The organism is Bordetella avium (assembly GCF_034424645.1).
In the GTDB taxonomy this organism is placed as follows: Bacteria; Pseudomonadota; Gammaproteobacteria; order Burkholderiales; family Burkholderiaceae_B; genus Bordetella; species Bordetella avium.
Genome location: NZ_CP139969.1, coordinates 2,583,988 through 2,596,275, shown reverse-complemented (window position 1 = coordinate 2,596,275; position 12,288 = coordinate 2,583,988). Strand labels below are relative to the sequence as shown.

The 12,288-nt window shown below is 62.2% G+C and carries 11 protein-coding genes; 7 read left to right on the top strand and 4 right to left on the bottom strand.

What is annotated here, in order from left to right; translation table 11 throughout:
* The first annotated feature begins 31 nt into the window (after positions 1-31).
* From U0029_RS12015 to U0029_RS11985, 7 genes are all read left to right on the top strand, one after another.
* Complete coding sequence (locus U0029_RS12015) at positions 32-709, top strand: energy-coupling factor ABC transporter ATP-binding protein (protein ID WP_012416761.1); 678 nt, start codon at positions 32-34, stop codon at positions 707-709.
* The gene (locus U0029_RS12010) at positions 706-1,293 is read left to right on the top strand and encodes an energy-coupling factor transporter transmembrane component T family protein (RefSeq protein WP_012416762.1); all 588 of its coding nucleotides are present in this window, start codon (positions 706-708) and stop codon (positions 1,291-1,293) included. The genes U0029_RS12015 and U0029_RS12010 overlap by 4 nt, the downstream gene beginning before the upstream one ends.
* 38 nt (positions 1,294-1,331) lie before the next feature.
* Positions 1,332-1,883 carry a biotin transporter BioY gene (locus tag U0029_RS12005; RefSeq protein WP_012416763.1) on the top strand — a complete coding sequence of 184 codons (552 nt, stop codon included), beginning with the start codon at positions 1,332-1,334 and terminating at the stop codon, positions 1,881-1,883.
* Positions 1,884-2,104: 221 nt separating this feature from the next.
* A complete protein-coding gene (locus U0029_RS12000; protein ID WP_012416764.1) occupies positions 2,105-3,268 on the top strand; it encodes an ABC transporter substrate-binding protein in 1,164 nt (387 codons plus the stop codon).
* Between the two features lie 115 nt (positions 3,269-3,383).
* The gene (locus U0029_RS11995; protein ID WP_012416765.1) at positions 3,384-4,421 is read left to right on the top strand and encodes a branched-chain amino acid ABC transporter permease; all 1,038 of its coding nucleotides are present in this window, start codon (positions 3,384-3,386) and stop codon (positions 4,419-4,421) included.
* A gap of 3 nt (positions 4,422-4,424) precedes the next feature.
* Complete coding sequence (locus U0029_RS11990) at positions 4,425-6,263, top strand: branched-chain amino acid ABC transporter ATP-binding protein/permease (RefSeq protein ID WP_012416766.1); 1,839 nt, start codon at positions 4,425-4,427, stop codon at positions 6,261-6,263.
* Positions 6,260-7,000, top strand: coding sequence for an ABC transporter ATP-binding protein (locus U0029_RS11985; protein ID WP_012416767.1), 741 nt, complete (start codon positions 6,260-6,262; stop codon positions 6,998-7,000). The genes U0029_RS11990 and U0029_RS11985 overlap by 4 nt, the downstream gene beginning before the upstream one ends.
* Before the next feature lie 9 nt (positions 7,001-7,009).
* On the opposite strand, the gene U0029_RS11980 is transcribed toward U0029_RS11985, so the two are convergent.
* The 4 genes from U0029_RS11980 to U0029_RS11965 all read right to left on the bottom strand — a co-directional run bounded on the left by U0029_RS11980 (position 7,010) and on the right by U0029_RS11965 (position 12,232).
* A complete protein-coding gene (locus U0029_RS11980; RefSeq protein WP_114851813.1) occupies positions 7,010-9,091 on the bottom strand; it encodes a phosphocholine-specific phospholipase C in 2,082 nt (693 codons plus the stop codon).
* A gap of 150 nt (positions 9,092-9,241) precedes the next feature.
* Positions 9,242-10,081, bottom strand: a complete 840-nt coding sequence (locus U0029_RS11975) for a branched-chain amino acid aminotransferase (protein ID WP_012416769.1) — start codon at positions 10,079-10,081, stop codon at positions 9,242-9,244.
* Positions 10,082-10,364: 283 nt separating this feature from the next.
* Complete coding sequence (locus U0029_RS11970; protein WP_012416770.1) at positions 10,365-11,348, bottom strand: branched-chain amino acid ABC transporter permease; 984 nt, start codon at positions 11,346-11,348, stop codon at positions 10,365-10,367.
* Complete coding sequence (locus tag U0029_RS11965; RefSeq protein ID WP_012416771.1) at positions 11,345-12,232, bottom strand: branched-chain amino acid ABC transporter permease; 888 nt, start codon at positions 12,230-12,232, stop codon at positions 11,345-11,347. Before U0029_RS11965 ends, U0029_RS11970 begins: the two co-directional genes overlap by 4 nt.
* Positions 12,233-12,288 lie beyond the last annotated feature (56 nt).

Here is a 12,288-nt window from a genome sequence, read left to right as displayed (position 1 = left end):
GTGCGAAATGGTTCGGGCATAATCCCGCTCCATGTTAATCGAGTTTGATGAGACGGTCGTGACGATGGACGGCAGGCAGCGTTTGAGCGTGCCTCGGCTGACCCTGTCTGAACGCCGTATCGGTATTGCCGGCCCCAATGGCGCCGGTAAAAGCACCTTTTCACGCCTGATAAATGGCCTGCTGCTGCCGGACCAGGGGAGGGTGCGCGTCAATGGTCTGGACACACGCCGCGATGCGCAGGCCATCCGCCGTCAGGTCGGTTTTGTGTTCCAGAATCCCGATAATCAAATTGTTTTTCCCATTGTGCGGGAAGACCTCGATTTTGGCTTGAAGCCTCTGGGTCTGCCGTCCGCAGAGCGCGCCATGCGCGTGTCGGCTCAGCTTGCCAGCCTGGGGATCAGCGCCTTGGCCGACCGCAGCAGTTTCAGCCTGTCGGGCGGCGAGCGGCAGTTAGTGGCGCTCGCCGCGGTGCTGGTGCGCGACCCCGCGCTGATTGTGTTCGATGAGCCGACCACGCAGCTGGATCTGCGTAATCGCAATCGGGTGCGCGATGCCATTGCCGCCCTGGCGCCCATGGCCATCGTGGTCAGCCACGATCTGGAGCTCCTGGCGGACTTCGACCGGGTGCTGGTGATCGACGATGGCCGCATCGCGGCCGATGACCAGCCGGCCGCAGCCTTGCGTTGGTACCGGGAGCATTGCTCATGATGGAGGCGCTCTATGTGCCTGGCCACTCTTTACTGCATCGTCTGCCTGCGGGGGTGAAACTGCTAGGGCTGGCGGCGGCGGGTGTGCTGTTGTTTACGGTGCGCGATCTGCGTTTATTGGGGCTGGCCTGCCTGGTTGGCGGCGCGCTGATAGCCTGTTGCCGTCCCCGGCCGCAGCGTCTGTGGCGTCAGTTGCGGGGGCTGTTCTGGATCGTGCTGGCGCTCGCTTTGTTTACCTGGTGGGCGCAAGACGGACAGCAGGCCTTGGTCGTTCTGGCTCGGACGGCCGCCCTGATCTGTTTTGCCACGGTGCTCAGCTTGAGCACGCCGGTGTCCGCTTTGCTGGCCACGATCGAGCTCGCCCTGTCTCCTTGGTCGCGCTGGGTGAACCCGGCACGGGTGAGTCTGGCTTTAGCCCTCTGCCTGCGTTTCATTCCCGAGATATGGCGCAACTATCAGGAAATCCGCGAGGCGCAGTCCGCGCGTGGTCTGGCGCGGCATCCGCTTGCGCTGCTGGTGCCCCTGATTGTGCGCACCCTCAAGCGTGCCGACGAAGTCGCTCAGGCCATTGACGCGCGCAGCTGATGCGTCACGCCCGAGTCCCCTATTGAGAAGAAAGGTCCATGACAAACAGAAATTTGGTTCTGGCGGCGCTGTTCGCCGCCTTGATGGTGGTGTTGAGCCTGATGCCGCCGGTTCCTTTACCCGCCATCCCCGTCCCTGTGACGCTCCAGACGCTGGGCGTGATGCTGGCGGGCATTATGCTCGGCCCATGGCGTGGCGCGGCCGCTTGCCTGCTGTATCTGGTGCTGGCCGCAATCGGTCTGCCGGTGCTGCCCGGTGGGCGGGGCGGCCTCGGCGTATTCGTAGGGCCCACTGGCGGTTTTCTGATGGGCATGTTGCTGGGTGTGGTGGTCGCCGGTCTGCTGGCTCGCGCACTGGCCCGTGGCGGCATGTGGCGCATGCTCGGCGGCTATTTGCTGGCCTGCCTCGTGGGGGGTGTCGCGGCGGTATATGCCGTGGGCGTACCTTGGCTGGCCGCCGTAACGCAGATGGGCCTGGCCAAAGCCGCATTGGCCGTGGTGGTGTTTTTGCCTGGCGACCTGGTGAAGGCGCTGGTCGCGGCTTGGGTCGCCTGGCGTGTCGAACGGGTGTGGCCGTTGTTGCGGCGTTGAGGTTCCGGGATTACCCGGAAAGACGCCGGAAAGTGTTCCGTGGAAAATTCGCCATTAACAAACGCATTTGTTTTAAGCTGTGCAACCTAGGGTTGATACCGGGACAAGGATGGCTGTGTTCTGATACTCTTTTAATCCTATAATAATTTTTTCTGTATAACTTTAAACAGGTCCCTCGCTCATTCCGGAGCATGTCGGGCCACCACAGGAGACAAAAAATCATGCGCAAGCACTTTGGCTTGTCGGCGGCTGCCGCCGCCGTTGCCCTGGGTCTGTCGTTTGCCGCAAGCGCGCAGGTCAAGGTTGGCGTTACCGTGGCTTCGACCGGCCCGGCCGCTTCGCTCGGCATCCCCGAACGCAACACCGTTGCGCTGCTGCCCAAGGAAGTTGCAGGCCAGAAGGTCGAGTGGATCGTTCTGGATGACGCTACCGACACGACTCAGGCCGTCAAGAATTCGCGCAAGCTCGCATCCGATGACAAGGTTGACGTGCTGGTGGGCACCTCGGTCACGCCGGGTTCGCTTGCCATGGTTGACGTGGCCTCCGAACTCAAGGTGCCCATGATCAGCGTGGCAGCCAGCGCCAAGATCGTCGAGCCGGTGGACGAGAAGCGCCGCTGGGTCTTCAAGACCCCGCAGAACGATGCCTTGATGGCCAGCGCCTTGGCTGATGCCATGGTCAAGTCCAATGTCAAGACGCTGGGCTTTATCGGCTTTGCCGACGCCTACGGCGACGGCTGGCTTGCTGTGATGGAAGAGGCCGCCAAGGCCAAGGGCATCAAAGTCACCAGCGTCGAGAAATATGGCCGCACCGACACCAGCGTCACGGGCCAGGTGCTCAAGCTCGTTGCCGCCAAGCCGGATGCCATCCTGATTGCCGGTGCTGGCACCCCCTCGGCGCTGCCGCAAAAAGAACTGAAGGCGCGCAACTACGGCGGCCTGATTTTCCAAACCCACGGCGCCGCCAACAATGATGTGCTGCGCGTCTGCGGCAAAGATTGCGAAGGCATGCTGTTGCCGGCCGGCCCCCTGCTGGTCGCTGCGCAATTGCCGGACAGCAACCCGGTCAAGAAGTCCGCGCTCGAGTATGTCGGCGCCTACGAGAAGGCCCATGGTGAGGGTTCGGTCAACACCTTCGGCGGCCATATGTGGGATGCCGGCCAACTGGTGGTCGCAGCCATCCCCGAAGCGCTGAAGACCGGCGCCAAGCCCGGCACGCCGGAGTTCCGTGTTGCCATGCGGGATGCCCTGGAGAACGTCAAGAATCTGGCGGTTTCCCAAGGCGTGTTCAATATGAGCCCGACCGACCACGCTGGTTTCGACGACCGATCGCGCGTCATCGTCAAGGTCAAAGATGGCAAGTGGACCTATCAGCCTAACCTGTAAGCGTAGCTAGGTTGACGTAGTATCGCTGCTTCATCATGCACCGGCCATTGCGGCCGGTGCATCGTATTCGTCCTGCCTGGGACACGAAGAAAGTTGTACATAAGGTCGTAGTTCGATGGATTCCTCAATTGCGCTGATCCTGCTGCAAGATGGCATCGTGAACGGCTCCATCTATGCCCTCCTGGGCATGGCGCTGGTGCTGGTCTTTGCCGTCACGCGCGTCATTTTTATTCCACAAGGCGAGTTCGTTGCATTCGGCGCATTGACGTTGGCCATGCTGGTCGACGGCCGGGTGCCGGGCACTGTGTATTTGCTTACCCTGCTTGGCGGTTTGGCGTTTCTGCTTGAATTGTTGCGCGCGGCCCGTACCGGCTTGTGGTCGTCGCTGCCCAAAAGCATTCTGAGCTGTATCGTCCTGCCCCTGGTGCTGCTCTGGATCACCACCTCGTATGCGGCACCCGGCAATTCGCTGTGGCTGAACATGCTGCTGACGCTCGTCCTGGTGATCCCGATGGGCCCGATGGTGTATCGCATTGTTTATCAGCCTCTGGCCGAGGCCAGCGTGCTGGTGCTGCTGATCACTTCAGTGGCCGTGCATTTCGCGCTCATGGGTCTGGCGCTGGTGTTCTTCGGCGCCGAGGGCTGGCGCACACCGGCCTTCGTCAGCGGCCAGGTCGATTTCGGCTTTACGACCTGGTCGGCGCAAAGCCTGTTTGTGGTGGCAACCTGCGCCATCCTCATCGTCGCGCTGTGGCTGTTCTTCGGCAAGACCCTGTACGGCCGCGCCCTGCGTGCGACGGCCGTCAACCGCCGTGGCGCCCGCCTCATGGGTATCAGCACCACGATGTCCGGCAGCCTGACCTTCACCCTGGCCGTGGCGATCGGTGCGATGTCCGGCATGCTGATCGCTCCCATCACGACGGTGTATTACGACACTGGCTTTCTCATCGGGCTCAAGGGCTTTGTCGGCGCCATCATCGGCGGTCTGGCCAGCTACCCGGTTGCGGCTGCCGGTTCGCTGCTGGTGGGTGTCTTGGAGGCTTTTTCTTCGTTCTGGGCCAGTGCCTACAAAGAAGTCATTGTGTTTACTCTGATCATTCCGGTTCTCGTCTGGCGTTCGTTCAGCAGCCGTCATGTGGACGAAGAGGAATAAGCCATGAACCGCATCTTGCTCATTGCTTTTATCGTATTGCTGGCGGCACTGCCCGCCTTGCCCGTCACGCCAGAATTCTGGATTACTCAACTGAATTACATCGGTCTGGCCAGCCTTGTGGCGCTGGGTCTGGTGCTGCTGACGGGCGTGGGTGGCCTGACTTCCTTCGGCCAGGCGGCCTTCGTCGGTATGGGCGCGTACACCACCGCCTATCTGACCACGCAATACGGCACTTCGCCCTGGTTGGCCCTGGTGGCGGGCCTGATCATCACCGGCGCCTTGGCCTATTTCCTGGGTGTCATCACGCTGCGTCTGTCGGGCCACTATTTGCCGCTGGGCACCATCGCCTGGGGGCTTTCGCTCTTCTATCTCTTCGGCAATCTGGATTTTCTGGGTAAGCATGACGGCATTGCCGGCATCGAGCCTTTGTCCATCTTCGGGGTCTCGCTGGCCGACGGACGGCATATCTATTACCTGATCTGGGTATGGGTGTTGCTGGCCTTGTGGGCGACGCGCAACTTGCTGAGCTCGCGTCCCGGGCGCGCCATCCGCGCGCTGAAAAGCGGCGCGGGTATGGCCGAGTCGATGGGTGTGAACACCGCCCGCTACAAAACCATTATTTTTGTGTGGGCGGCCTTGCTGGCCTGCGTGTCGGGCTGGCTTTACGCCCATATGCAGCGCGCCGTCAGCCCCAGCCCCTTTGGTCTCAACTATGGTATTGAATACCTGTTCATGGCGGTGATCGGGGGCGCGGCTCATGTTTGGGGCGCTTTGCTGGGCTCGGCGGTGATTCTCGGGCTCAAGGATCAGTTGCAGAACTGGCTGCCCAAACTGCTCAATACCGACACCAATTTCGAACTCATCGCCTTTGGCGTACTGATGATTTTGATGTTGCAGTACGCGAGCAACGGTCTGTGGCCGATTCTGGCCGCAGCCTGGGGGCGCGTCACCGGCAGCGCCGGATCGCGCCGCAAGCTGGCGCCGCCGCCTGAGGCGCCGGCTCTGCCGCAGCGCCAACGCCCGGCCGCCGGCGAGTTGGTGCTCGAAGTGAACGCCATTCGTAAGCAGTTCGGCGGGCTGGTTGCCGTCAATGACATCAGCTTCAAAGTCCGCGCCGGCGAGATCATGGGTCTCATTGGCCCCAATGGCGCGGGCAAGAGCACGACCTTCAATCTGATCAGCGGCGTGCTGCCGGTCACGCGCGGCGAGATCCGTTTTATGGGGCAGCGCACGGATGCCCTGGCGGCGCGCGCTATCGCACAGCTTGGTGTGGGCCGCACCTTTCAGCACGTACAACTGCTGCCCACCATGACCGTGCTGGAGAACGTTGCGCTCGGCGCGCACATGCGCTCCGACGTGGGCGTAATCGCCGGTGCCCTGCATAGCGACCGCGCCCGCGAAGCGCAATTGCTGCATGAGGCGGCGGAGCAACTGCGCCGTGTCGGTCTGGGCGATTATCTGTATGAGCAGGCCGGCAATCTGGCCCTGGGCCAGCAACGCATTCTTGAAATTGCGCGCGCCCTGGCTTGCGATCCGGTGCTGCTGCTGTTGGACGAGCCGGCTGCGGGCTTGCGCTACAAGGAAAAACAGGAGCTGGCCCAGGTGCTTGAGCAGTTGCGCTCCGAAGGCCTGAGCATCCTGCTGGTGGAACACGATATGGATTTTGTGATGCGCCTGACCAATCATCTGGTCGTCATGGACTTCGGCACCAAGCTGGCCGAAGGCGTGCCGGCCGAAGTGCAACAAAACCCGGCAGTGCTGGAAGCCTATCTCGGCGGCATCGACGATGATCTGCCCGAAGCGGATCAGGCCAAGCCTGTGGCGGCTGGAGGTGTGCAATGAGCGCCGTTCTCGAGGTGCGCGGCCTGTCGGCGCGCTATGGCAAAGTTGGGGCGCTGTCCGAAGCGGCGCTGCAGGTTCAGGCTGGCAGCATCGTGACGGTGATCGGCGCTAACGGGGCGGGCAAGTCCACCATGTTGAACGCCATCATGGGCTCCTTGCCGCAAACGGGTCATGCCGTAGGTTCGGTGCAATACGCGGGTAAAGATGTGTCGGCCTGGCAGGTCGAGCGACGCGTGGGGGCGGGCATGTCATTGGTGCCCGAGCGCCGCGAGCTGTTCGGCAGTATGTCGGTAGAAGATAATCTGCTGCTGGGCGGCTTTCGCCGCTATCGCGCCCGTGAGGCCGGCTGGCGCGACACGCTTCAGGAAGTTTTTGAACTCTTTCCCCGCTTGCGCGAGCGCCGCGGCCAGCAGGCGGGCACCCTGTCCGGCGGTGAGCGTCAGATGCTGGCCGTGGGCCGCGCCTTGATGGGCAAGCCCAGCCTGCTGATGCTCGACGAGCCCAGTCTCGGCTTGGCGCCGCGCATCGTGCGCGAAATCTTCCATATCATTGCGCGTCTGCGCGAGACGGGCGTGGCCATTTTGCTGGTCGAGCAAAACGCCCGCGCGGCTTTGCAAGTGGCGGACTACGGCTATGTGCTTGAGACCGGTGAAATCATTCTGCATGGTCCGGCGCGAGAATTGGCCGGCAATCCACGCGTGATCGAAAGCTATCTCGGCCTGGGCAAGCAGCACTGACGTTCGGGTTCAGCGTGTAAGTCGTACCGGGCCACCCATGGCGGGGTCCGAGACCGAGGGCAGGCCGTCTTCCATACGGCCTGCCAGTCGGCGATAAAAGTTCGCCTCATCAGGGTTGCGGATTTCAACGTCATACCAACGGCCATGAGCGGCCACCGACCATTGCAGGCTGCGTGTGTGCTCCGGTGCCAGCGTGAGTGTTTGCGCGGCCAGATCGTTGTAGGTGACGCCCTCTGCGCGCAGGCGCAAGCGGCGCGCTGAGCGATTCGTCAAGGTCAGCTCCAGCATCTGAGTGTCGGCCAGGTAGCTGAGGCGGGTCTGAATGGCGGCGCTGCCCGAATAACGCCGGTGATAGCCATTCGGCCCGAGCACCCACAGATCGTGCTGCGTCCCTGGCCAAAAATCATGCAGGCGCTTTCCCGCCTCGACGGTATATCGGCGCGGCGTGCGGGCTAGGTCGCGGCAGTCATAAACATGGAAGACCGCGCCGGCCAGTCCGTCATTGATGAACTCCAGCTCGATGCCGCTCGGGCTCACCCGTTCGTTGACATGCAGAAGGTAGGGCAGGGGACGGGAGGGCCGCGTACCGAGGTGCTGGCTCGGCATGGCCGCCTGGACTGGCGGGCGAGGTAGGGTCGTGCCGGGCAGCGCGGCGGCGCGCTGTGCCAGCGCCTCTGTCGGGGGCAGGCTGATAAAGCGCGCCTGTGTCGGGGCCTTGAAGTCAAAGGCCGATGTCAGGTCGCCGCAGACGGCGCGCCGCCAGCGTGAAATATTGCTTTCCGCCACGCCGAAGCGCCGTTCGATGAAACGCAAAATCGAGGTGTGGTCGAATACCTCGGAATTGACCCAGCCGCCACGGCTCCAGGGCGAGATGGCCAGCATGGGCACCCGTGGCCCCAATCCATAGCTGCGCCCTTGCAGGCGAGGCAGGTCATCATCCTCAATGCCGGTGATGATGTGATGGTATTCGCCCGATGTGTCCACGGTAGAAGCGCCAACCCTCTGGCCATCCTCCTGGGCAGGCGGTGCGGGTGGGGGCATGTGGTCGAAGAAACCGTCGTTTTCATCGAACATTAGCAGTAGCACCGTCTTGCTCCAGACTTCCGGGTTTGCCGTCAAGGCTTGCAGGACGCGGGCCGTGTAGTCGGCGCCCTGAGCGGGGCTGGATGGGCCCGGATGCTCGGAACCCGCCTTGGTCGCGCAGATCCAGGACACCTGCGGCAAGCGGTTTGCACGCACATCCGCCTCGAGGTCTTGCAGGCGGTAGGTGCTGAGCGCATCGCGTTTGAGCGCAGCGTCGGCGCCGGGCAGTCCGCGATAAGCGTCGCGATAGCGCTTGAAGCCCGCCGTGGGGTTGAGCGAAAAATTATCCTTCATGTCCTGGTATATGCGCCAGCTGATGCCGGCCTGTTGCAGGCGTTCGGGATAGGTCGTCCAGGTGTAGCCGCCGTTCGGATCGCCGCCCTTCAGGGCGTTATAGGTATTGCCCAGCGCGGGGCCGTGACCACGACTTAGCGGGTCATTGCTGCCGGTCCAGGCAAATAGGCGATTGGTGTTCGTGCCGCCGGTAAAGGAACAATGATAGGCATCACACACGGTGAAGGCATGGGCTAGCGCAAACTGAAAGGGCACATCGGCTTCGGCGAAATACGCCATGGAATGATCGTGCTTGAAAGCCGGCCAGCGGTGCATGCGCCCGAGATCCCAGGCGTCTTGTGCGTTGGACCAGGTGTGCGGCGTGCCCTTGACACGCATCAGGTCAAACCTGTTTGCCGTGTCCAGGCGAAAAGGCTGCACGATCCGGGCCTTTTCGTTGAGCTGGCTCCAGACCGTGGCATGCTGGCGCGGCCCGAGGTCGGGCACCGGGATGGGGAAACGATCTCCAAATCCGCGCACCCCGGCCAAGGTGCCGAAGTAATGGTCGAAGGACCGGTTCTCTTGCATGAGGATGACGATGTGTTCGACGTCCTCAAGTGTGCCGCTGCGCCGTCGGGGCTCAATGGCCAAAGCCCGACGTATTACTGCGGGCAGCAGCGTCAGCGCAGCGCCGGCCACGGCGGTGTCACGGAGAAAATCGCGTCGGTTCTTCATGATTAGCAGAGTAGGGCCCGCAAGCTGACAAGAAGATGAGCGCTACCCAGACGGGCGGCAAGCCGGCTTGTCAGCTCAGTGCGGATCACGCGGCCACATAGCTTGTCCCCTTGCCTTGTGGGGCGGCCGGCACGCGTGCGCGGCATGGGCTTATGCCGTTTTCTCCGCATAGGCCATATAAAGACGGTGAGCGCGCTGCGCCAGCGGTCCGTAGGGCAGGGCCCGGTCTTCGACGCGGTTGACGTGCAGCACTTTGCCGTAGTTGCCGGTGGAGAACACTTCGTCGGCAGCTTCGAGGTCGGCGCGGGTCAGGCTGCGTTCATGTACGGTCACGCCATCTTCGCGCAGCAGCGTCAGCACCCGTTGCCGCGTGATTCCATTGAGAAAGGTGCCGTTGGGCACAGGCGTGAATACGACGCCATCCTTGGCCAGCCAGATATTGCTGGACGCGAACTCGGCCAGATGACCGTCGCCGTCGCACATGATGGCGTTGTCAAAGCCGCGGGATGCCGCTTCGGCAATTGCGCGCTGACCGTTGGGGTAGAGGCAGGAGGCTTTGGCATCGGTGGGCGCCATATTGGGCCAGGAGCGCACAAAGCTGGAGAAACCGGCCGAGAAGCCCTTGCTGCCCGGCATGGGCGCATTAAAAACATGGAGCACAAACTGGGTTTTCTCGGCATCCGGCAGCAGAAAGCCGTCGGCGCAATAAAACATGGGCTTGATGTACAGCTCGCTGCCGGCGGGAAAGCGCGCGATGGCCTCGAGGCATAGCGTTTCTATCTCTGTCGCCGACAACTGCGGTTTCATCAGCATGCGTTCGGCCGAGCGAACCACTCGCTGGCAGTGCAGATCCAGATCCGGCGTCAGGCCGCGAAAAGCGCGAGCGCCATCGAAAACCATGCTCGCCATCCAGAAGGCATGATCGGCGGGTCCGAGCAGCTTGGGGTTGTCGGTCATCCATTGGCCGTTGTACCAGAAGAGGGCGTCCATCTTGCTTCTATCCTTGAGTCGTAGGCGAGTGCCAAGGTTTAAAGCATAACGGATACCTCATTTCGGCAGCCTGAGCTGCCCGCGCACCGCGCATTTTTCTTCCCAGGGTCTCGGAGCCTGTGCGGGGCTGTCCTGACCTCGGCCTAGATCGGCATCAGGACGGCCAGCGCGCGAACGCCAGCCCCTGCGGCGGCGGCGGGTTCGAAACCCGGCAAGCCCTATCGCCTTGTCCGGGTTTTCTGGCGAAGCGGCATGGCGAGGAAAACCTGGCAAGGCGAGGGCTTCAGGCGCGCGCCATGCGGCGGCGCTCCAGCCATGCGCTGAATTCGCCCACCAGGCCGCGGCGGAACGCCATGACGCAGATGACGAATATCAGGCCGATCACGATGGTGACCGATTCGCCCAGGCGCAAGAACCAGTCCATGCCTGTCAGATTGGCCATGAACTGGCCAAAATCGCCCACCTTGTTTTCCAGCAGCACTACTACAAAGGCGCCAATGATGGGGCCGGTAAGCGTACCCATCCCGCCCACCAGGGTCATGAGAATGACCAGGCCAGACATCTGCCAGGTGGCGTCAGAAAGCGTGGCCGACACGAAGACCAGTGTTTTGGCGGAACCGGCCAGGCCGGCGATGGCCGCCGACAGTACGAAGGCCAGCAGCTTGAAGCGATCCGTGTCATAGCCGAGCGAGATCGCCCGGGGCTCGTTCTCGCGCAGGCCTTTGAGCACCTGCCCGAAGGGTGAGTGCACGGTGCGCCAGATGATGAAGTAGCCAATGATGAACAAGACCATCACCAGGTAATACAGGTTGATGTCCTGAGACAGGTCGATAAAGCCTAAAGCCTTGCCGCGCGGCACGCCTTGAAGTCCATCCTCGCCGCCCGTGAACTTGGCTTGCAAGAAAAAGAAAAACACCATTTGCGCCAGCGCGAGCGTGATCATCGCGAAATAGATGCCACTGCGTCGGATGGCCAATGCACCCATCGCCAGGCCCAGCAGCGCAGCCACCACGACGCCGAACAACAGGCCCAGCTCGGTCGGCCAGCCCCACACCTTCAGTGCCTGCCCCGTCGCATAGGCGGCGCTACCCAAAAAGGCCGCATGGCCAAAGGAGAGCAGGCCGGTATAGCCCAGCAACAGATTGAAGGCGCAGGCAAAGAGCGCGTAGCACATCACCTTCATGACAAAGATCGGATACACGCCTAGAAACGGCAGGGCGCCCACAACGATCACGGCGGCGGCATAGCCTAGCAGTTGACGGTTCATTTCTCTTTTCCAAACAGCCCGGCCGGGCGCAGCAGGAGCACGATGGCCATGATGATGAAAACAACGGTGCTCGAGGCTTCTGGCCAGAACACCTTGGTCAGGCCTTCGATCACGCCCAGCCCGAGGCCGGTGACGATGGCGCCCATGATGGAGCCCATGCCGCCGATCACGACCACTGCGAACACGACAATGATGAGGTTGGAGCCCATCAGGGGAGAAATTTGCAGCACCGGCGCGGCCAGCACGCCGGCAAACCCGGCCAATGCCACGCCGAAACCGTAGGTCAGGGTGATCATGCGCGGGACGTTGACGCCGAAAGCTTCGACCAACTTGGGATTTTCGGTGCCAGCCCGCAGCAGCGCGCCCAAACGGGTGCGTTCAATGACGAACCAGGTGGCCAGGCAGACCACGAGGGAAGCGATCACGACCCAGCCCCGGTAGATGGGAAGAATCATGAAACCCAGGTTGGTCGCGCCGCGCAGCAGATCCGGTGTGGGGTAGGGTTGGCCGGAGACGCCATACAGGCTGCGGAAAATACCCTCGATCAGCAGCGTCAAGCCGAAGGTCAGCAAGAGGCCATAGAGATGATCCAGTTTGTACAGATGGCGCAGCAGACAGCGCTCGATGATGATGCCGAACAGGCCGACCACCAGCGGCGCCAGAATCAGCATGACCCAGTAGTTCAGGCCAAGATAACTCAAGCCCATCCAGGCGACGAAAGCGCCCAGCATGTAGAGCGCGCCATGGGCGAAATTGATCACGTTGAGCAAGCCGAAAATCACGGCGAGTCCCAGCGACAGCATGGCGTAGAAAGAACCGTTGACCAGCCCTAGCAGTAATTGCCCTAGCAAGGCCTGGATGGGGATGCCGAAAATATCAGTCATCGTGTGGAAGTCCTGCGCGTGCGATGAGAGTTGTTGCGATGAGGGCGCAGCCGCCC